This is a genomic window from Mycolicibacterium sp. ND9-15, assembly GCF_035918395.1.
In the GTDB taxonomy this organism is placed as follows: domain Bacteria; phylum Actinomycetota; class Actinomycetes; order Mycobacteriales; family Mycobacteriaceae; genus Mycobacterium.
On the sequence record NZ_CP142362.1, the window covers coordinates 2927532 to 2947337 of the forward strand.

Consider the following 19806-nt stretch of genomic DNA (forward strand, 5'->3'; position numbering starts at 1 on the left):
GAATCCTTCTCGGGCCCCGTCGCTCTGGCGCACGGGACGTTTGCTGTTGTCCTGCCCGGTTATCCGAGGCAGCATCTGGTGTGGTTTCGCTGCCCGGAGTCCGTGTGGGTTGGACGCGCGAGGTACTGCAATCCATCTGTGAAATGGTCGTCATCAAGCTGCGCTCGTGTAATCGCCACCAAGACAGATTTCACTCCCGGACTGGAAAGGGTTTCCTATCCACCGGGCAAGCAACCATCGGGCATTGTCAGCGGCCCGTGCTCATCGCCGATGGTTGAGGACGACTAATCCACCACGGCCGCAACGTATCCGCATCCGGACATCGAGCGACATCTGTCGAACCGCTAGGCCGAAATCGGTGTCGAAGGGACGTCGGCGCGGGAAGCAGCCGCCGCTCGGCTCGCGGGCCTCGAACGTTGCCGCACCCTCATGGCGATGCGAGCGTGCGCAGACGTGCGCCCGAATGCGGCGTGTCGGGGTGCAAACCCGCACGCTCGCGGCTGCAGTACTAGAGCTTTCGGGCGCTGGCGGCGGCCCGGTCGAGCTCCCAGTACGCCCGCAGGGCGACGATCTTGCCCTCGTCATCGACCCGGTAGGTGAACACGCCCGCGGCGGTCACCTCGTAGCCGGCGGACCGGATCACGATGTTGCCGACGTTGGCTTCCTCGTTGCCGCACTGGTAGGTCTCGACGAAGTTGAACGTGAGTTCGCTCGGTGCGATAGCCACGTCGTAGAACTTCGCGATGGCTATTCTGCCGCGGTGCCCCCGCCCTTCGGGATCGAAGTGCGACGGGCCGATCGGGTCCTCGACGATCGCGTCGTCGGCGAAGTTGTCGAGCCACGCCTGCTTGTCGTGTGCGATCGCGGCCTCGCGGGAGCGCTTGCCCGCCAGGTGAACCGGGGCGTTCGGGTCTGTGACGGTCACTGCTGCCAGCCGGAGTGGATATAGGTGTCGGCGAAGCGTTTCATCGAATCCAGCTTCTTGTCGAGTGGCGCGTCGAAGCCGAGCCCTTCGAAGACCCATGGCATCCCGATGTAGTCGGTCACGCCGGCCTCCGCGAGTTCGCGGTGCCCGTCGATGCCGAACTTGTCGATGCACACCACCTGGTACTCGAAGGGGTCGTCCGCACGGCCGGCTTCGGCGAGCAGCTTCTTCAGCCTGCTTATGGTCTCGGCGATCTGATCGCAGGTCATCATCGCGCTGGTCCAGCCGTCGCCGATACGCACGGCACGCTTGAGGGCCACGTCGGTATGGCCGCCGACGTAGAACGGAACGGGCTCGGCCGGGGCGGGGCTCATCTGCAGCTTCTCGAAGTCGTAGAACTCGCCGTGGAACTCCACCATCCCACCGGCGAGCGCGAGCTTGATCACCTCGATCATCTCGTCGACGCGCTTGCCGCGCTTGGCGTAGGGCTGACCGCACCACTCGAACTCTTCTGGTGCCCAGCCGATCCCGACGCCGAACCCGAACCGGTTGTTGGTCAGGTTCGCCACCGACCCGACCTGCCTGGCCAGCAGCAGCGGATTGCGCGAGCCGAGCTTCATCACGTTGGTGTAGAAGCGGATCGTCGACGTCGTCGCGCCCATCGCGCCCGCCAGGATCAACGGGTCGACCCACGGCGTGTCCTCGTTCCACATCCGCGAACCGTCGGCGGTGTACGGGTAGTCGGCCGACTGCTTCTCCATGTAGAAAATCGAGTCGGGCAGCGCGATGTTGTCGAACCCGACCTCCTCGGCGGTCTTGGCGATCTCGATGAGCTGCTCGACAGGACTCATCGCCACGCTGACCGTGTACTGCATACGCGTCATGGCTTATCGGCCCCCACCACCCACATCGAGTAGTACTGCGACCCGCCGCCGTAGGCGTGCCCGAGCGCCTTGCGGGCGTTGGGTACCTGATGCCCGCCGGCCTTGCCCATCACCTGGATCGCCGCCTCGGCGAAACGAATCATGCCCGACGCGCCAATCGGATTCGACGACAGCACACCGCCGGACGCGTTGAGCGGGATGCGGCCACCGATCGCGGTCTCGCCAGCCTCGGTCAGCTTCCACCCTTCGCCTTCCGGTGCGAAACCGAGGTTTTCCAACCACATCGGCTCGAACCACGAGAACGGCACGTAGACCTCGGCGACGTCGATCTCGTCGATCGGGCTCTTGATGCCCGCCGCCTCCCACAGCGCCTTGGCAGCGTCGCGGCCGGCCTGCGGGTTGACCTGGTCGCGTCCCGAGTAGGCCAGCGGTTCGGTGCGCAGCGCGGTCGCGTGGATCCATGCGACGGGATGTCCCGCGGCGACGCGCTTGTCGGCGATGTCTTCGTCGCCGATCACCAGCGCGCACGCGCCGTCGGAGGACGGGCAGGTTTCGTCGAATCGGATAGGGTCCCAAAGCATCTGCGATGCCATCACCTTCTCCAGCGTGATGTCGGGTTGATGCAGGTGTGCCAGCGGGTTCTTGGCTCCGTTGAGCCGGTCTTTGACCGCGACCATCGCACCGATGTGGTTCGGCGCGCCCGAACGGCGGATGTAGGCCCGCACGTGCGGTGCGAAATAGCCGCCCGCGCCCGCGCCGACGGGTTTGGTGAACGGCACCGGAATGCTCAACGCCCACATGGCGTTCGACTCCGACTGCTTCTCCCACGCCATCGCCAGCACCCGCCGGTACTTGCCCGACTTCACCAGGCTGGCGGCCACCACCGCGGTCGACCCACCGACCGATCCCGCGGTGTGCACCCGGATCAGCGGCTTGTTGGTCGCGCCGACGGCGTCGGCCATGAACAGCTCGGGCATCATCACGCCCTCGAAGAAGTCGGGCGCCTTGCCGACCACCACCGCGTCGATGTCGTCCATCGTCGCGCCCGAGTCGGCCAGTGCCCGGTCGATGGCCTCGCGGACAAGGCCGTTCATCGACACGTCCTGACGTCTGGCGACGTACTTCGTCTGCCCCGTGCCGAGCACCGCGGCAAGTTGGACCGCCATTTAGCTCTTCCCTTCCAGGACCGCGACCAGGTTTTGTTGCAGCGCAGGGCCGCTCGTTGCGTGCGCCAGAACCCGCTGCGCCGATCCGGTGAAGATGTGCTGCGCGGCGAAGCCGATCCGCTCGAGGCCCGCCGAGAACATGGGGTTGGCCGCCAGCGCACCGCCCGACGGGTTCACCGTCGTCTTGTCTGCGAGCCCGATCGCCTCGGTGAGGATCAGGTGCTGGTGGCTGAACGGGGCGTAGATCTCGGCGACCTCGATGGAACTTGGGTCACCGCCGGTAGCCGCCTGCGCGGAGGCCGCCGTCGACGGGGACGTGGTCAGATCACGGGCGCCGAGCACCGGCGTCTCGATGCGGTGCTCGATGCCGGTGATCCACGCGGGGTTCTCGCACAGTTCGCGCGCCCGGTCGCCGGCGGCGAGGACGATCGCCGACGCCCCGTCGGTGATCGGCGCGATGTCGTGGCGACGCAACGGATCTGCGAAGTACGGCCGGTCCAGAAGTTCGTCGATGCTTTTGGCCGGCTTCTCGCTGTCGGTGCGCCCCGCGGCGGACATCGAAGCCAGCGCGACCTGCGCCATCTGTTCGGCGGTCCACTTGCCCGCGTCCAACCCGAACCGGGCCTGCAGGCCGGCGATCGAAACCGAATCCGGCCACAGCGGGGCGACGCTGTACGGATCGGTCTGCAGCGCCAGCACGCGACGCAGGGTGCCCGCGCTGGACTTGCCGAAGCCGTACACCAGCGCTGTGTCCACCTCGCCGGTCAGGATCTTGATGTAGGCCTCGTACAACGCCCATGCCGCGTCCATCTCGACGTGCGACTCGTTGATGGGGGGCACCGCGCCGATCGAGTCGATCGCGGAGATGAACGAAAACGCCCGACCGGCAAGGTAGTCCGAGGAGCCCGAGCACCAGAAACCGATGTCGGTCTGCTGCAGCCCGAGTTCGTCGTAGAGCTGGTGGAAACACGGCATCAGCATCTCGACGCCGTTGGTGGTCCCGTCGGTGCGCCGCACGTGCGGTGCGTGCGCGAAGCCGACGACTGCCACATCTTTCGAATCAGTCATCTGTGGTGCCTTTACAGGTGGTGCTTGTAGGAGTCGTAGTCGGCGTCGGGCTCGCCCGTCGGCCGGAAATGGTCGACGTTGTCGATGCCCAGGCCCCACTCCTCGCGGGGCTTCCACACCGCCTCGACCCGCATGCCCATCCGGACGTCGGCCGCGTCGATCTCGGTGACCAGATGCAAGAACGGGATGTCGGCGCCGTCGAGAAGCACGTAGGCCGCCACGTACGGCGGTTTGATGCGCTGCCCGGCGAACGGGATGTTGATCACCGCGAACGTGGTGACGGTGCCCTTGTCGGGCAACTCGACGAACTCGTCGAGTTCCAGACCCGTGGCCGGGTCGGCCTCCTTGGGCGGGAAGTACACCCTGCCCGGTTGCCCGTCGCGGCCCTTCTTGGTCCGAGCGCCCAGCAGCCTGCCCTCTTCGAGCGCCTTGAGGAACGTGGTCTCGGGCAGCGACGCCGTGTGCTGGATCTCGATCATCGACGGCGACTCCTGCACCGTGACCGGATCCCGCTCGTCGGGCTGCCCCTCCGGTTCGGCTTCTTCCCCCAGCGCGAAGTACGCGATGTCGGTGATCGCGCCGACGGGTTCGTCGACCCAGTGCGCATGTACCCGGGCACCGGTGCCGATCGCGTCCGAGGAACCGGCGTCGACCGCGTGCAGCAGCGGGGTGTCCGCGCCGTCGAGCTTGATAAGCGCCCATGCGAACGGCCGGTCCAGCGGTTGGCCCTCCAGCGGGGCCGGCTGCCAGGTCCACGACACCACGGTCCCGACCGCGGCCACCGGTACGATCTCGGTCAGCCGCTCGTAGGTCACGGGATCGAACTCGGCTGGCGGCACGTGCACCCGCCCATCCGAACCGCGCACGCCGACGATGCGTCGCTCACGCAGGGCCGTGAAGAACCGGGACAGGAGTGGTCCGACTGAACGGGTGTAGTCGAATGCGAGCTTCAGCGGTGCTGAAAGCGGGCGCTCATGGCGGTCGATCTGCACCGGGCTGCCTTGGCTGGTGGTCACGGCATCGAGTAGAACAGGTTCTAACTATCGTTTCAAGAACGGGTGTGGAGGCGGTCTGATGAAGTTGGGTTTGCAGCTGGGGTACTGGGGCGCCCAACCGCCCGAAAACCATGCCGAACTCGTCGCCGCCGCCGAGGAAGCCGGCTTCGACACCGTCTTCACCGCAGAGGCGTGGGGCTCGGACGCGTACACACCGCTGGCCTGGTGGGGCCGGGAGACGACCCGCATGCGGCTCGGCACGTCGGTGGTTCAGTTGTCCGCACGCACCCCGACCGCGTGCGCAATGGCGGCGCTGACGCTCGACCACCTCTGTGGGGGCAGGCACATCCTCGGTTTGGGGGTGTCCGGACCGCAGGTCGTCGAGGGCTGGTACGGCGCCAGGTTCGGTAAGCCGCTGGCGCGCACCCGCGAGTACGTCGACATCCTGCGCCAGGTGTGGGCCCGCGAGGCCCCGGTGCGCAGCGACGGACCGCACTATCCGCTGCCGCTGTCCGGCGAGGGCACCACGGGCCTGGGCAAGAACCTCAAGCCGATCACGCATCCGCTGCGGGCCGACATCCCGGTCATGCTGGGTGCGGAGGGACCGAAGAACGTCGCGCTCGCCGCCGAGATCTGCGATGGTTGGCTTCCGATCTTCTACTCGCCGCGCATCGCCGGCATGTACAACGAGTGGCTCGACGAGGGCTTCGCCCGCCCCGGCGCGCGCCGCAGCCGCGAGGATTTCGAGATCTGTGCGACGGCGCAGGTGGTGGTTACCGATGACCGCGCCGCGATCATGGAGTTGATGAAGCCGCATCTGGCGCTGTACATGGGCGGCATGGGCGCCGAGGACACCAACTTCCACGCGGACGTCTACCGCCGGATGGGCTACGCCGACGTGGTCGACGACGTCACAAAGCTGTTCCGCTCCGGACGAGAGGACGGAAAAGAGCAAGCGGCCAAGATCATCCCCGATGAACTGGTCGACGACTCGGCGATCGTCGGCGACCTCGGTTATGTCCAGGAGCAGATCAAGGCCTGGGAGGCGGCGGGCGTCACGATGATGGTCGTCGGCGCGCGGTCACCCGAACAGATCAGGGACCTCGCCGCGCTGGTTTGACGTGCGAGTAGACACATCCTTGCCAGTTGTCTACTCGGCGTCCTAGATTGGCGCGATGACCCAGCACACCATCGCAGGCACCGTGCTCACGATGCCGGTGAGGATCCGCAAGGCCCACCAGCACACGGCGATGTTCTCCGTGGACGCCGACGCCGCGCAGCGCATGATCGACTACAGCGGCCTGAAGGTGTGCCGGTTCGGGTCCAACCGCGCCCTCGTCGTACTGATCCTGATGCGCTATCTCGACGGGGATCTCGGCCAGTACTGGGAGTACGGCACCAATGTGATGGTCAATCCACCCGGCTCAGAAACGCGCGGACTGCGCGCCCTGCAGTCGGCCGCCGCGTTCGTCCATCGCCTTCCCGTCGACCAGGAGTTCACATTGGAAGCGGGAACGACGATCTGGGGCTACCCGAAGGTGATGGCCGACTTCGTCGTTCGCGAAGGGCGGCAGTTCGGCTTCGATCTCGCAGTCGACGGTCAGTACGCCCTCAGCATGGATTTCCGGCCCGGCTTGCCGGTCCCTTCGGCGCTGACGTCGCGCACTCAGGCGCACCCCACCTACACCTGTCGCGATGGCGTCCTGCGTGAGACGGTCGGTGAGTTTTCGCTGACCGGCGTGCGCTGGCGACTGGGGGGAGCGCAGTTGCGGCTCGGGGCGCATCCCTACGCCAAAGAACTTGCCGCGCTTGGCCTGCCGAAGCGCGCGATGATGTCGACTTCCGCTGACAACGTCGAGGCGTCGTTCGGCGACGCGAAGGAGATCTCATGACCACCACCAGACCAGACGTCGATCTGACCGACGGCGCGTTCTACGCCGGCGATTCGCGGCCGGTCTACAAATGGATGCGCGAGAACGAGCCGGTCTTCCGCGATCGCAACGGATTGGCCGCCGCCGCAACCTATGCCGCGGTGATCGAGGCCGAGCGCAATCCGGAACTGTTCTCCAACGCCGGTGGTATCCGCCCCGACCAGCCGGGTGTCGAGATGATGATCGAAATGGACGATCCGCAACATCTGTTGCGGCGCAAGCTCGTCAACTCGGGGTTCACCCGCAAGCGGGTCAAAGACCTCGAGGGATCGATCGAGACGTTGTGCGACACGCTGATCGACAACGTTGTCGAGCGCGGTGAGTGCGACTTCGTCTGGGACATCGCCGCACCGCTGCCGATGGCGGTCATCGGCGACATGCTCGGGGTGCGTCCCGAAGAACGCGAGATGTTCCTCAAGTGGTCCGACGATCTGGTCGGTGCGCTCAGCAGCACCGCGGACCCGGAGGAGTTCCAGGTCACGATGGACGCATTCGCCGCCTACAGCGAATACATGATGGGCATGATCGCGGCCCGCAAGGAGACGCCGACCGACGACCTGGTGAGCGTGCTGGTGCACGCCGAGGTGGAGGGCAGCAAGCTCGAGGACCATCAGATCGTCACCGAGGTGCTGCTGCTGTTGATCGGCGGCGACGAGACCACCCGCCACACGCTCTCCGGGGGCACGCGGCAGTTGCTGTTGCACCCGGACCAGCATCGGCGGCTGGTCGATGATGTCTCGTTGCTACCCAACGCGATCGAAGAGATGCTGCGCTGGACGACGCCGGTGAAGAACATGGCGCGAACCCTCACCGCCGACACCGAGTTTCACGGCACCGCCCTCAAGGAGGGCGAAAAGATGCTCCTGCTCTTCGAGTCGGCGAACTTCGACGAGGAGGTCTTCGAGGACCCCGAGACCTTCGACATCGAGCGCTATCCCAACAACCACCTGGCGTTCGGCTTCGGCACACATTTCTGCTTGGGTAACCAACTCGCTCGCCTCGAGCTGTCGATCATGCAGACCAAACTGCTGCAGCGGCTGCCCGATCTGCGGTTGGCCTCCGACGACGAATTACCATTGCGGCCCGCCAATTTCGTGTCCGGCCTGGAGAAGATGCCGGTGGTGTTCACCCCGACGGCGAAAGTGCTCGGCTGACGCGCTTCCCGTACCAGGCTGTCGTCAGGCGGCTGATGACGACCGCTTCGGTGTCCAGCGACGTGACGCGAATGTCGTTCCATCCAAGGCTGGTGACCTCATCGTGTCGCCTGATGTCGGTGTTGAATCGGGTCGGTGTGCGGTGGTGTTCGCCTTCGTAATCGAGCGCCACTTTGCGATCGCGCCAGCCCATGTCCAGAACGGCGACCAGCATGCCGTACTCGTTGTGAACCGCTATCTGAGTCTCGGGCGGCGGGAACCCGTGGCGGATGACGAGTAGTCGCAGCGACGACTCCTTCGGCGACTCCGCACCGGGATCGACCAGTTGCAGGACACGGCGAGCCTGGGGAATCCCCCGTCTGCCCGAGTACCTATCGGCCAGCTGCCGTATGTCGGACGTATTCATTCGAGTGGCGTTGGCTAAGGCGTCGATTGCGGTGACGGCGGAATCGAACGGATAGCGGCGGGCCATGTCCACGGCCGTGCGCTCAGGCGTGGTGACAGCGATTCCGTCGATTGTCCTGACATCGTCGTCGACGGCATCTGTCCAGACGAGGAGTCGCTCGGGCGCGTGGCGGTTGTCGTGCAGAATCTCGGCGGGCAGCCACGGGTCGAGCCACTTCGTGCGGTGCATCGCGGCGGCGGACCGGCCTGCCAGCACGCCTCGGCGCTTCGACCACAGCCATGCCGCCTCCGCGCGATCACGTGCGGTGAGTTGAGTGCCTGCTTCGACGTAGACACCGGGGTAGACGGCGGTGAACCGACTTCGCAATTGGTGGCGAGTAAGGCGGCCGGCGGCCAACGCCTCGTTGCCGATGAATGGTGTCGTCATGCCGGGAGTGTGGGTGCACCCACTGACAGGGCCGCATTTGTGAAACGTGGGCGGAAATCCGGTCCGAAAACCGCCCAGATTTCACAAATGGCGGCCGATGCTCAAGCTATCTCATCTGGAAGTTCGGGGCCCGCTTCTCCTTGAACGCCCGCGGGCCCTCCTTGGCGTCCTCGCTGAGGAACACCGGGATGCCGTTGGCGGTATCCGGCTTGAACGCCTCTTCCTCGTGCATGCCCTCGGTCTCGCGGATCGTCTTGAGGATCGCCTGCACGGCCAGCGGCCCGTTGTTGTTGATCACCTCGGCGATCTCCAGCGCCTTGTCCAGCGCGGTGCCGTCGGGCACCACGTAGCCGATCAGCCCGTACTCCTTGGCCTCGGCGGCGGTGATGTGGCGTCCGGTCAGCAGCAGATCGCACGCGATGGTGTACGGGATCTGGCGTACCAGGCGGACCGCGGACCCGCCCATCGGGTAGAGACTCCACTTGGCCTCGGAGATACCGAATTTCGCGCTCTCGCCGGCGACGCGGATGTCCGTGCCCTGGAGGATCTCGGTGCCGCCCGCGATGGCGGGGCCCTCGACCGCGGCGATCAACGGCTTCTTGAGGCGTCGGCCCTTCAGCAGCGCGTCGATGCGCGACGGGTCGTAGCTGCCGTCGGAGAACGAGTCGCCCGGCGGCTTGGCCGTCGCGGCCTTGAGGTCCATGCCCGCACAGAAGTAGCCGCCCGCACCGGTGAGGATGCAGGTGCGGATCTCGGGATCGTTGTCCACGCGGTCCCATGCCTCCACCATGATCGAGAGCATCTCGGTGGACAGCGCGTTGCGCGCCTCGGGCCGGTTCAGGGTCAGGATCAGGGTGTGTCCGCGCTGCTCAATGAGGGCGTCGGGACCCTTCTCGGGCTCACTCACAGATGTTCGCCTTCCAGCGTCGGTGCCACAGACTTGTCTGGAAATGTAACACGTTCTAGTTTAGGTTCCGTGGCCCTGAACATCGCTGACCTTGCCGAGCACGCCATCGACGCCGTGCCAGACCGTGTCGCCCTGATCTGCGGCGACGAGCAGCTCACCTACGCCCAGTTGGAGGAGAAGGCCAACCGATTGGCCCACTACTTGATCGACCACGGCGTCAAGAAGGACGACAAGGTCGGGCTGTACTGCCGCAACCGCATCGAGATCGTGATCGCGATGCTCGGCGTCGTCAAGGCCGGCGCCATCCTGGTCAACGTCAACTTCCGCTACGTCGAGGGCGAGCTGCGCTACCTGTTCGAGAACTCCGACATGGTGGCGCTGGTGCATGAACGCCGATATGCCGACCGGGTCGCGAATGTGCTGCCCGAGACGCCGCTCGTCAAGACCGTTCTGGTGGTGGAGGACGGGTCCGACGACGACTTCGAGCGCTACGGCGGCGTCGAGTTCTACTCGGCCCTCGAACAGGGTTCGCCCGAGCGCGATTTCGGCCCGCGCAGCGAGGACGACATCTACCTGCTCTACACCGGTGGCACCACAGGCTTCCCCAAGGGGGTGATGTGGCGTCACGAGGACATCTATCGGGTGTTGTTCGGCGGCACCGACTTTGCGACGGGTGAGGAACTCCAGGACGAACACGACCTGGCCAAGCAGGCGGCCGCCGGCCCCCCGATGATCCGCTACCCCATCCCGCCGATGATCCACGGCGCAACCCAGTCGGCCACGTGGATGGCGTTGTTCTCCGGCGGAACCATCGTCCTGGCACCGGAATTCGAGCCCGACGAGGTCTGGCGCACCGTCGAGAAGCACAAGGTGAACCTGCTGTTCTTCACCGGCGACGCGATGGGCCGACCCCTGCTCGACGCGCTGAAGGACGCGGAGCACGACCTGTCGAGCTTGTTCTTGTTGGCCAGCACCGCCGCGCTGTTCAGCTCCAGCATCAAGGAGAAGCTGCTCGAGTTGCTGCCCAACCGCGTGATCACCGACTCGATCGGGTCGTCCGAGACCGGGTTCGGCGGCACCAGCATCGTGGCCAAGGGCCAGTCGAACACCGGCGGTCCACGGGTCAGCATCGACAAGAAGACGGTGGTGCTCGACGACGAGGGCAACGAGGTGAAGCCCGGCTCCGGCGTAAGGGGAATCATCGCCAAGCGCGGACGTATCCCGGTCGGCTACTACAAGGACGAGAAGAAGACCGCCGAGACCTTCCGGACGATCAACGGCGTGCGCTATGCGATCCCCGGCGACTACGCCACCGTCGAGGAGGACGGCACCGTCACGATGCTGGGTCGCGGGTCGGTGTCGATCAACACCGGCGGGGAGAAGGTCTATCCCGAGGAGGTGGAGGCCGCGCTCAAGGGCCACCCCGCGGTATTCGACGCCTTGGTGGTCGGTGTGCCCGACGAACGGTACGGCCAGTGCGTGGCCGCCGTCGTGCATCCCCGCGAGGGCGCCCGCCCGACGCTGGCCGAGCTCGACGCGTTCGTGCGTAAGGAGATCGCCGGATATAAGGTGCCACGCAGCCTTTGGTATGTCGACAAAATCAAGCGCTCGCCCGCGGGCAAGCCCGACTACCGGTGGGCCAAAGACACCACTGAGGAACGGCCGGCCGACGAGGTGAATGGGAAGCACGCGGCGGTGAAGTGATGAGAACCGACCTGTGTGACCGCTTCGGCATCGAATATCCGATCTTCGTCTTCACGCCGTCGGAGAAGGTCGCCGCCGCGGTCAGCAAGGCGGGCGGGCTCGGGGTGCTGGGCTGCGTGCGGTTCAACTCGGCCGACGATCTCGACGATGTCCTGGACTGGATGGACGAGAACACCGACGGCAAGCCCTACGGCGTCGATGTGGTCATGCCCGCGAAGGTGCCGCAGGAGGGTACCGCGGTCGACATCGACGAGCTGATCCCGCAGAGCCACCGCGATTTCGTCACCAAAACGCTTGTCGACCTTGGAGTTCCACCGCTGCCCGAAGACGAGGAACGCAAGGAGGGCGTGCTCGGCTGGCTACACTCGGTGGCGCGCTCGCATGTCGAGGTCGCGCTCAAACACCCGATCAAGCTGATAGCCAACGCGCTCGGTTCGCCGCCGAAGGACGTCATCGACCAGGTGCATGCGGCGGGTGTTCCCGTCGCCGCGCTGGCCGGCAGCGCCAAACATGCTCAGCGCCATGTAGAGAACGGCGTGGACATCGTGGTGGCGCAGGGGCACGAGGCGGGCGGTCACACCGGCGAGATCGGTTCGATGGTGCTGTGGCCGGAAATCGTCGACGGGCTGCGCGCGCTTGGCCATCAAACCCCCGTGCTGGCGGCCGGTGGAATAGGAACGGGCCGGCAGGTGGCCGCGGCGCTGGCATTGGGGGCCTCGGGGGTGTGGATGGGTTCGGCGTTCCTGACGGCTGCCGAATACGACCTCGGGCACCGCAAACCCAGCGGGGTCTCGACGATCCAGGAGGGCCTGCTGAAGGCCACCTCGGCCGACACGGTGCGGCGCCGCATCTATACGGGAAAGCCTGCGCGCCTGCTGAAGACGAAGTGGACCGATGCCTGGGATGCCCCCGATGCGCCCGAGCCGCTGCCGATGCCACTGCAGAACATCCTCGTCAGCGAGGCGCACCAACGGATGAACGAGTCGGACGATCCCGACACCGTGGCGATGCCGGTCGGCCAGATCGTCGGCCGGATGAACGAGATCCGCCCCGTCGCCGACATCATCACCGAGTTGGTCTCCGGCTTCGAAGAGGCGACGCGCCGCCTCGACGACATCCGCGGAAACTGACCAGCCGTTCGACGCAGTGGTGATGGCCGTCAGCGCGGAATCCGATACACCGGATCGGCGCAGTCCGTGCCTTCGGCCGACAGCTGCCGCTTGATGACCTTGAAGGTCTCCGTGCGAGGCAGTGCTGCGCTCACCCGAACGAACGACGGCCACTGTTTAGGCCCGAGATCGGGTTGTGCCGCAAGGAATTCGCGGAACTGGTCCGGGTCGAACACGGTGTCGTCGGTCAACGTCACCGCCGCCATCACCTGATCGCCGATGTCGGGCGCCGGGATTCCGTAGGCCGCGGCCTCGACCACATCGGGATGCCGCAGCAGCACCCGCTCGATGGGCGCCGAACCGAGGTTCTCGCCGTCGACACGCATCCAGTCGCCGAGTCGGCCCGCGAAGTACACGTAGCCGTTTTCGTCGCGGTAGGCCAGGTCGCCGCTGTGATACATGCCGCCGCGCATCCGCTCGGCATCGGCCTGCGGATCGTTGTAGTAACCCTCGAATCGCCCTGCGTCCGAGACGTTCACAAGCTCGCCCGTCACACCCGCAGGGCAGGGCTCGCCGGTGTCGACGTCGACGATCTCGGTCCCGGGCGGCAGCGGACCCAACGAACCCGGCGGGGTGTCGGGGGTGCGAGCGATCGCAATACCGCCCTCGGTCGACCCGAACCCGTCCATCACCACCGTGCCGAACCGCTTGGCGAACCGCTCGATATCGGCGGGCGCACCCTCGTTGCCGTACACCGCGCGCAGCGGATTGTCGGCGTCGTCGGGCAGTTCGGGTGTCGCCAGGACATACGACAGCGGCTTGCCCACATAGTTCGCGTACGTCACACCGAAGCGGCGGACGTCGGGTAGGAACTGTGACGCAGAGAACTTGCTGCGCAACGCCAACGAGCCTTGCGATGCCAATGCCACGGCCCACCCGACCAGCACCGCATTGGAGTGGAACAGCGGCATCGACACGTAGCAGACGTCCCTGGGGCCGAGGTCGAAGCGTTGGGTCATCGTCACGCCCGCGACCGCGACCTTGCCCTGGCTGCACTTGACCGCCTTCGGGTCACCGCTGGTGCCCGAGGTGTAGATCAGCATGAACAGGTCCCCCGGATCGGCGTGGCGCACCACGACGGGCTGATCGGCAAAACTCGCGACCTCCGCCGCCCACTGCGGCGAGTCGACGTCGACATGGCCGATATCACCGACCAGCTCGAGCGATGCCGAATCCGCCAGTACCAGTTGACAGTCCGCATGGGTGATGTCGCGCTGCAGCGCCGCGCCGCGGCGGACCGGATTGAGCCCGACCGGCACGATGCCCGTCAACCCCGCGGCCACCAGCACGGCCGAGAAGAACGGCGTGTTCTGCAGCAACACCCCGACGTGGGGCGGCCGGTCGGGATCCAGGCGCGTGCGCAATGCGGCGGCGACGGCGGCGCCGTACCGGAGATGGTCACGCCAGGTGGTGAACGTCTCCTCGAAATACACGCCGCGATCGTCGACGTCGGACAGCGGCGTCAGCAGTTCGGAGACCGTGGGCAGCCCGCTCACATCACGCGGGCGTGTCGGCCAGTTCCCGGCCGATGCGCAACAGTTGGCCGGTGGCGCCGCCGACCGCGAACTCCGTCTGCTTGGCCGCCAGGAAGTACCGGTGCACCGGGTGGTCGGTGTCGATTCCCACGCCACCGTGCACGTGCACCGTGGTGTGGGCGACACGGTGGCCGGCGTCGGCGGCCCAGAATGCCGCGGTGCTGACGTCGATCTCGGCGGGAAGGCCCTCGGACAGCCGCCAGGCCGCCTGGGTCAGCGTCAGCCGGAGCGCCTTGACGTCGATGTAGCCGTCGGCCAGCCGGGACGACACCGCCTGAAAGCTGCCGATCGGTCGGTCGAACTGCTCGCGTTCGCGCGCGTACGCTGCGGTGAGCTCCAGCGCACGCTCGAGCACCCCGAGCTGGAATGCGCTGCGGCCCAGGCTCGCTCGAACACTGAGCCAAGCGGCGACAGAGCCGTCGCCGATGACGCGGTCGGCACCCACCTCAACGCCCTGCAACTCCAGATGCCCGATGCTGCCGTGGCCGGTGGTGCTCAACGACTCGATCGCCACGCCGGCGTCCCCCGCCGCGACGAGGAAAACCTTGGTGCCCGAATCGGTTTCGGCCGGGATCAGAAATGCGTCGGCGACGGGACCGTAGGGCACCTGGGTGCGAGACCCGGTGAGCCGGTGGCCGGAGCCGTTCGGCTGCGCCTGGACCGGACCTTGGCCCATCTCACCGTCGAGCGCGACGGTGAGGACCTTGTCGCCCTTGACCGCGGGCACCGCCCACTCCTGTTGCAGCGCGCCGGAGCCGAACTCGGCCAGGACGCCCGCACCCAGCACGACCGACTCGAGATACGGCGCCGCGCACAGTTGCCTACCGAGCGCGACCAGTACGGCCACCTGCTCCAACACGCCGAACCCGCCGCCGCCCAACGCCTCCGGGGAAGCGGCCGAAAGCACGTCGGCCGCGATCAGCTTGCCCCACAGCGCATGGTCGAATCTCTGCTCGAGACCGTCGAGTTCGCGCTGGCGCTCCGGGGTGACGACCGAATCGGCGATGGTGCGGACCAGCCCGCCGAGGTCTTCGGAGGCTTCGGTTGTCTTGAAATCCATGACGATTCCTATCGGTTGACCCGGGGCAGGCCGAGCGCGACCATGCCGATGATGTCGCGCTGAATCTCGTTGGTGCCGCCGCCGAAGGTCAGGATGAGGCAGCTGCGGTGCATCCGCTCGACCCGTCCGCGCAGCAGCGCTCCCGGCGTGCCGGGGCGAAGCGTGGCCGCCGTGCCGAGGACCTCCATCAGCAGACGGTAGGCCTCGGTGGCCAGCTCGGTGCCGTAGACCTTGGCCGCCGATGCGTCCGCCGGTGACGGCGCCGCTTCCTCCGTGGACGCCAGCTCCCAGTTGATCAGCTTGAGCACCTCGGCCTTGGCGTGCACCCGGGCCAGGTTGAGCTGCACCCACTCCGAGTCGATGAGGCGGTTGCCATGCACGTCCTTGGTGTTCTGGGCCCACTCGCGAACGCCGTTGAGCGCCAGGAAGATCGGTTGCGCCGATACCAGCGCGACGCGCTCGTGATTGAGCTGGTTGGTGACCAGCTTCCAGCCGGCGTTCTCCTCGCCGACCAGGTTGGTCACCGGCACCCGCACGTCCTGGTAGTACGTGGCGCTGGTGTCGACGCCGGCCATGGTGTGCACCGGCGTCCAGGAGAAGCCCTCCGCGGTGGTGGGCACGATCAGCATCGAGATTCCCCGGTGCTTCTTGGCCTCGGGGTTCGTGCGCGCGGCCAGCCAGACGTAGTCCGCGTAGGCGATGAGGCTCGTCCACATCTTCTGGCCGTTGATCACGTAGTCCCCGGTGCCTGAGTCATCCCGGACCGCGGTGGTGCGCAGCGACGCGAGATCGGTGCCCGCGCCCGGTTCCGAATAGCCGATCGAGAAGTGCAGATCACCCGACGCGATCCTGGGCAGGAAGAACTTCTTCTGCTCGTCGGTGCCGAACGCCATGATGGTCGGCGCCACGCTGTTGATGGTCAGGAACGGGACGGGCACATTCGCGATCGCGGCCTCGTCGTTGAAGATCAGACCATCGATGGGCGGACGCTCCTGGCCGCCGAACTCCTTGGGCCACGACAACGTCAGCCAGCCGTCCTTGCCCATCTGCGCGACGGTTTCGCGGTAGACGTTGCCGCGCCCCATCTCCCCGTCGTTGGATGCCAGCGCCTCCGCGCGTTCAGGCGTCATCAGCTTGCTGAAGTAGGAGCGCAGCTCGCGGCGCAGCTCATCTTGCTCTGGGGTGTAGCCGATCCGCATCGCCTTGTCCTAACTTCTGTAGAGGCACGAAGTGGCACACCGGGGGGCAGCCCCGATTCACCCCCGGTTGTAACACGTTCTAGTCTTGGGGTCCAGGCCGGTGACACACTGGGCTCGGAGCAGCTCTGACCGCGAGGAGGTTGTGATGAGGGTGGAAGTGGACCGTGACCGGTGCGAGGGCAACGCCGTCTGCGTGGGAATCGCGCCCGACCTGTTCGCTCTCGATGACGAGGATTATGCGGTGGTGAAGGCCGATCCCGTGCCTGCCGACCAGGAGGACCTGGCCGAGCAGGCGATCACGGAGTGTCCGCGCGCTGCCCTGAATCGCCGAGACTAGAGGTATTCATAAATTGAGGACGAAACCGGGCGTTCGAGGAGTGGCATGAGCACAGACCCCAATGACCTGTCCGGCCGCGTTGCGGTGGTGACCGGCGCGGCTGCCGGGTTGGGCCGTGCCGAGGCAATCGGCCTCGCCCGGGCGGGAGCCACCGTCGTCGTCAACGACATCGCCGCCGCGTTGGACAAGTCCGACGTGCTCGACGAGATCTCCGCCGCAGGAGCCAAGGGCGTCGCGGTCGCGGGTGACATCAGCGAGCGGTCGACGGCCGACGAACTGGTCGTGACCGCCGAGGGCCTCGGCGGCCTCGGCATCGTCGTCAACAATGCCGGCATCACCCGCGATCGCATGTTGTTCAACATGTCCGACGAGGACTGGGACGCGGTGATCGCCGTGCATCTGCGCGGACACTTCCTGCTGACCCGCAACGCCGCCACGTACTGGCGGGCGAAAGCGAAGGAAAACGGAGCAGATGGGGCCGGCCAGGTCTACGGCCGGGTCATCAACACGTCCTCGGAAGCCGGGCTGGTAGGCCCGGTCGGCCAGGCCAACTACGGCGCGGCCAAGGCGGGCATCACCGCGCTGACGCTGTCGATGGCGCGGGCGCTCGAACGCTACGGTGTGCGGGCCAACGCCATCGCGCCGCGCGCTAGGACCGCGATGACCGCGGGCGTGTTCGGCGAAGAGCCGGAGTTGGCGGAGGGGCAGATCGACCCGCTGTCGCCCGAGCATGTCGTGAACTTGGTCCGTTTCCTGGCCTCGCCCGCGGCCGAAGGGGTTAACGGGCAGCTGTTCATCGTCTACGGTCCAACGGTGACACTGGTGGCAGCGCCGACGGCCGAGGCGCAATTCAGCGCCGAATCCGACGCCTGGGATCCCTCGGAGCTGTCCGAGACACTTCGGGGGTACTTTGCTGAGCGGGATCCGCAGAAGAGTTTCTCGGCGACCGCGCTGATGAACTAGCAAGACTTTCGACCGTACTCGTCAGGGCTTTGCGTTACTAGAACACGTTCTAGAATGAGCTAGATCACACCTGTCTTGACCTGCGCAAAAGTCACAATTTGAACTCTAATAAAGGTCCTTTGACACTGCGAACGTGTTCTAGTTAGTATGATCCGGCTCATCGAGAGCAACGCTTAGCCAAGGGGTCTGAAACCCGCCGTGACAACGGGTTTCACCTCTTCGCCACGACCACTGCGCGCCGAACATCCCGCCCCCCGAGAACGGAGCCAAGGTTGATCGAACAGCTCGCGGCTCCGGCTCGGGCCGTGGGCGGGTTCGTCGAAATGTCCTTCGATACGTTCGCCAAGACCTTTCGGCGGCCGTTTCAGTTCCGGGAGTTCCTCGACCAGACCTGGATGATCGCACGCGTCTCGCTGGTTCCGACGCTGCTGGTGGCCATCCCGTTCACCGTGCTGGTCGCTTTCACCCTCAATATCCTGCTTCGCGAAATCGGTGCGGCCGACCTGTCCGGGGCGGGCACCGCATTCGGCACCATCACTCAGCTCGGGCCCGTGGTGACCGTGCTGGTGGTGGCGGGCGCCGGCGCGACCGCCATCTGTGCGGACCTCGGCGCACGCACCATCCGCGAGGAGATCGACGCGATGCGCGTGTTGGGCATCGACCCGATTCAGCGGTTGGTGGTGCCACGCGTCCTCGCCTCGACGTTCGTCGCGCTGATGCTGAACGGTCTGGTGTGCCTCATCGGCCTGTCCGGGGGCTACGTGTTCTCGGTCTTCCTGCAGGGCGTCAACCCGGGCGCCTTCATCAATGGGCTGACGGTCCTGACGGGTCTGGGCGAGCTGGTGATGGCGGAGATCAAGGCTTTGCTGTTCGGGGTGGTGGCCGGCCTGGTGGGCTGTTACCGCGGCTTGACGGTGAAGGGTGGTCCCAAGGGCGTCGGCATCGCGGTCAACGAAACCGTCGTCTACGCGTTCATCTGCCTGTTCGTCATCAACGTGGTGATGACCGCGGTCGGGGTGAGGGTGCTGGACCGATGATGAGCGCTTGCGCGAAGAAGAGACGATTGATGAGCGCTTGCGCGAAGAAGAGACGATTGATGAGCGCTTGCGCGAAGAAGAGACGACCATGAGTTACGACGGCACGGTCCGATTCCGCCGCTTGTTCAGCGGTGTGCCCAAGGTCGTCGACGGCATCGGTGAACAGGCGCTCTTCTACGGCGAGACGATGCGGTATCTGCCCAACGCCGTCAGGCGGTACCGCAAGGAGACCATCCGCAACATCGCCGAGATGACGATGGGCACCGGCGCGCTGGTGATGATCGGTGGCACCGTCGGCGTCGCCGCGTTTTTGACCTTGGCGTCGGGCGGCGTCATTGCCGTTCAGGGCTACTCGTCGTTGGGTAACATCGGCATCGAGGCGCTGACCGGGTTCCTGTCGGCCTTCCTCAACGTCCGCATCGTCGCCCCGGTGATCGCGGGCATCGCGTTGGCGGCGACGATCGGCGCGGGTACCACCGCCCAACTCGGCGCCATGCGGGTGTCCGAGGAGATCGACGCCGTGGAGTCGATGGCAGTGCACTCCGTGTCGTACCTGGTCTCCACCCGCCTGATGGCCGGGATGGTCGCGATCATCCCGCTGTACTCGCTGTCTGTGTTGGCCGCGTTCTTCGCCGCCCGGTTCACCACGGTGTTCATCAACAATCAGTCGGCCGGGTTGTACGACCACTACTTCGACACCTTCCTGGTGCCGACGGATCTGCTGTGGTCGTTCCTCCAGGCGATCGTCATGGCGATCGCGGTCATGCTGGTGCACACCTACTACGGCTACAACGCCTCCGGCGGCCCCGTCGGTGTCGGCGTCGCGGTGGGGCAGGCGGTACGGACCTCGCTCATCGTCGTCGTCACCATCACCCTGTTCATCTCGCTCGCCGTCTACGGCGCGTCCGGCAACTTCAACCTCTCCGGGTAGGTCGGGACG

19 protein-coding genes are annotated in these 19806 nt (G+C 66.2%); 9 read left to right on the plus strand and 10 right to left on the minus strand.

Translation table 11 applies throughout. The features are described 5' to 3' along the window. Positions 1-508: 508 nt before the first annotated feature. Genes QGN32_RS14315 through QGN32_RS14335 form a run of 5 tightly spaced genes read right to left on the minus strand, consistent with a single transcriptional unit; the run spans position 509 to position 5059 of the window. Positions 509-925 carry a nuclear transport factor 2 family protein gene (locus tag QGN32_RS14315; protein ID WP_326545036.1) on the minus strand — a complete coding sequence of 139 codons (417 nt, stop codon included), beginning with the start codon at positions 923-925 and terminating at the stop codon, positions 509-511. Further along, positions 922-1800 (minus strand): TIGR03619 family F420-dependent LLM class oxidoreductase, encoded by an 879-nt coding sequence (locus tag QGN32_RS14320; protein ID WP_326549074.1) that lies wholly within the window; start codon positions 1798-1800, stop codon positions 922-924. The genes QGN32_RS14315 and QGN32_RS14320 overlap by 4 nt, the downstream gene beginning before the upstream one ends. Positions 1801-1805: 5 nt before the next feature. Beyond that, on the minus strand, positions 1806-2975 hold the full coding sequence (locus QGN32_RS14325; protein WP_326545037.1) for a thiolase family protein: 1170 nt from the start codon (positions 2973-2975) through the stop codon (positions 1806-1808). Beyond that, a complete protein-coding gene (locus tag QGN32_RS14330) occupies positions 2976-4043 on the minus strand; it encodes a thiolase family protein (protein WP_326545038.1) in 1068 nt (355 codons plus the stop codon). 11 nt (positions 4044-4054) lie between these two features. Continuing rightward, a complete protein-coding gene (locus QGN32_RS14335; RefSeq protein WP_326545039.1) occupies positions 4055-5059 on the minus strand; it encodes a Zn-ribbon domain-containing OB-fold protein in 1005 nt (334 codons plus the stop codon). A 58-nt stretch (positions 5060-5117) separates the two neighbouring features. Between QGN32_RS14335 and QGN32_RS14340 the strand changes: the two genes are divergently transcribed. The 3 genes from QGN32_RS14340 to QGN32_RS14350 are packed head-to-tail and all read left to right on the plus strand — an operon-like array spanning position 5118 to position 8123. After that, positions 5118-6158 (plus strand): LLM class F420-dependent oxidoreductase, encoded by a 1041-nt coding sequence (locus QGN32_RS14340; RefSeq protein ID WP_326545040.1) that lies wholly within the window; start codon positions 5118-5120, stop codon positions 6156-6158. 55 nt (positions 6159-6213) lie between these two features. Next, entirely contained in the window at positions 6214-6930 is a 717-nt protein-coding gene (locus QGN32_RS14345; RefSeq protein ID WP_326545041.1) for an acetoacetate decarboxylase family protein, read from the plus strand. Beyond that, entirely contained in the window at positions 6927-8123 is a 1197-nt protein-coding gene (locus QGN32_RS14350; RefSeq protein ID WP_326545042.1) for a cytochrome P450, read from the plus strand. The genes QGN32_RS14345 and QGN32_RS14350 overlap by 4 nt, the downstream gene beginning before the upstream one ends. On the opposite strand, the gene QGN32_RS14355 is transcribed toward QGN32_RS14350, so the two are convergent. Continuing rightward, positions 8095-8955, minus strand: a complete 861-nt coding sequence (locus tag QGN32_RS14355; RefSeq protein WP_326545043.1) for a type IV toxin-antitoxin system AbiEi family antitoxin — start codon at positions 8953-8955, stop codon at positions 8095-8097. The two genes, QGN32_RS14350 and QGN32_RS14355, sit on opposite strands and share 29 nt — an antisense overlap. 106 nt (positions 8956-9061) lie before the next feature. Continuing rightward, positions 9062-9862 (minus strand): crotonase/enoyl-CoA hydratase family protein, encoded by an 801-nt coding sequence (locus QGN32_RS14360; RefSeq protein WP_326545044.1) that lies wholly within the window; start codon positions 9860-9862, stop codon positions 9062-9064. 33 nt (positions 9863-9895) lie between these two features. On the opposite strand from QGN32_RS14360, the gene QGN32_RS14365 reads away from it, so the two are divergent. After that, a complete protein-coding gene (locus QGN32_RS14365; protein ID WP_326549075.1) occupies positions 9896-11566 on the plus strand; it encodes an acyl-CoA synthetase in 1671 nt (556 codons plus the stop codon). Then, the gene (locus tag QGN32_RS14370; protein WP_326545045.1) at positions 11566-12696 is read left to right on the plus strand and encodes an NAD(P)H-dependent flavin oxidoreductase; all 1131 of its coding nucleotides are present in this window, start codon (positions 11566-11568) and stop codon (positions 12694-12696) included. Before QGN32_RS14365 ends, QGN32_RS14370 begins: the two co-directional genes overlap by 1 nt. A gap of 29 nt (positions 12697-12725) precedes the next feature. On the opposite strand, the gene fadD17 is transcribed toward QGN32_RS14370, so the two are convergent. Genes fadD17 through QGN32_RS14385 form a run of 3 tightly spaced genes read right to left on the minus strand, consistent with a single transcriptional unit; the run spans position 12726 to position 16529 of the window. Next, the gene (gene fadD17 / locus QGN32_RS14375; RefSeq protein WP_326545046.1) at positions 12726-14231 is read right to left on the minus strand and encodes a long-chain-fatty-acid--CoA ligase FadD17; all 1506 of its coding nucleotides are present in this window, start codon (positions 14229-14231) and stop codon (positions 12726-12728) included. Position 14232: 1 nt separating this feature from the next. Further along, positions 14233-15330: an acyl-CoA dehydrogenase family protein gene (locus QGN32_RS14380; RefSeq protein ID WP_326545047.1), complete on the minus strand. Its 1098-nt coding sequence runs from the start codon at positions 15328-15330 to the stop codon at positions 14233-14235. Between the two features lie 8 nt (positions 15331-15338). Next, positions 15339-16529, minus strand: coding sequence for an acyl-CoA dehydrogenase family protein (locus tag QGN32_RS14385; protein WP_326545048.1), 1191 nt, complete (start codon positions 16527-16529; stop codon positions 15339-15341). A 145-nt stretch (positions 16530-16674) separates the two neighbouring features. On the opposite strand from QGN32_RS14385, the gene QGN32_RS14390 reads away from it, so the two are divergent. From QGN32_RS14390 to QGN32_RS14405, 4 genes are all read left to right on the plus strand, one after another. Continuing rightward, on the plus strand, positions 16675-16866 hold the full coding sequence (locus QGN32_RS14390; protein WP_326545049.1) for a ferredoxin: 192 nt from the start codon (positions 16675-16677) through the stop codon (positions 16864-16866). Positions 16867-16911: 45 nt separating this feature from the next. Beyond that, positions 16912-17829: a 3-oxoacyl-ACP reductase gene (locus QGN32_RS14395; protein WP_326545050.1), complete on the plus strand. Its 918-nt coding sequence runs from the start codon at positions 16912-16914 to the stop codon at positions 17827-17829. Between the two features lie 272 nt (positions 17830-18101). Further along, positions 18102-18866, plus strand: a complete 765-nt coding sequence (locus tag QGN32_RS14400; RefSeq protein ID WP_326545051.1) for an MlaE family ABC transporter permease — start codon at positions 18102-18104, stop codon at positions 18864-18866. A gap of 88 nt (positions 18867-18954) precedes the next feature. Continuing rightward, positions 18955-19797 (plus strand): MlaE family ABC transporter permease, encoded by an 843-nt coding sequence (locus QGN32_RS14405; protein ID WP_326549076.1) that lies wholly within the window; start codon positions 18955-18957, stop codon positions 19795-19797. Positions 19798-19806 lie beyond the last annotated feature (9 nt).

What these genes read in the sequence shown, in the direction of transcription:
- QGN32_RS14370 (WP_326545045.1), top strand. Translation starts at nt 11,566, where the DNA reads ATGAGAACCGACCTGTGTGACCGCTTCGGCATCGAATATCCGATCTTC.
- QGN32_RS14405 (WP_326549076.1), top strand. Translation starts at nt 18,955, where the DNA reads ATGAGTTACGACGGCACGGTCCGATTCCGCCGCTTGTTCAGCGGTGTG.
- QGN32_RS14325 (WP_326545037.1), bottom strand. Translation starts at nt 2,975, where the DNA reads ATGGCGGTCCAACTTGCCGCGGTGCTCGGCACGGGGCAGACGAAGTAC.
- QGN32_RS14380 (WP_326545047.1), bottom strand. Translation starts at nt 15,330, where the DNA reads ATGGATTTCAAGACAACCGAAGCCTCCGAAGACCTCGGCGGGCTGGTC.
- QGN32_RS14345 (WP_326545041.1), top strand. Translation starts at nt 6,214, where the DNA reads ATGACCCAGCACACCATCGCAGGCACCGTGCTCACGATGCCGGTGAGG.
- QGN32_RS14340 (WP_326545040.1), top strand. Translation starts at nt 5,118, where the DNA reads ATGAAGTTGGGTTTGCAGCTGGGGTACTGGGGCGCCCAACCGCCCGAA.
- QGN32_RS14395 (WP_326545050.1), top strand. Translation starts at nt 16,912, where the DNA reads ATGAGCACAGACCCCAATGACCTGTCCGGCCGCGTTGCGGTGGTGACC.
- QGN32_RS14330 (WP_326545038.1), bottom strand. Translation starts at nt 4,043, where the DNA reads ATGACTGATTCGAAAGATGTGGCAGTCGTCGGCTTCGCGCACGCACCG.
- QGN32_RS14350 (WP_326545042.1), top strand. Translation starts at nt 6,927, where the DNA reads ATGACCACCACCAGACCAGACGTCGATCTGACCGACGGCGCGTTCTAC.
- QGN32_RS14385 (WP_326545048.1), bottom strand. Translation starts at nt 16,529, where the DNA reads ATGCGGATCGGCTACACCCCAGAGCAAGATGAGCTGCGCCGCGAGCTG.
- QGN32_RS14355 (WP_326545043.1), bottom strand. Translation starts at nt 8,955, where the DNA reads ATGACGACACCATTCATCGGCAACGAGGCGTTGGCCGCCGGCCGCCTT.
- QGN32_RS14320 (WP_326549074.1), bottom strand. Translation starts at nt 1,800, where the DNA reads ATGCAGTACACGGTCAGCGTGGCGATGAGTCCTGTCGAGCAGCTCATC.
- QGN32_RS14390 (WP_326545049.1), top strand. Translation starts at nt 16,675, where the DNA reads ATGAGGGTGGAAGTGGACCGTGACCGGTGCGAGGGCAACGCCGTCTGC.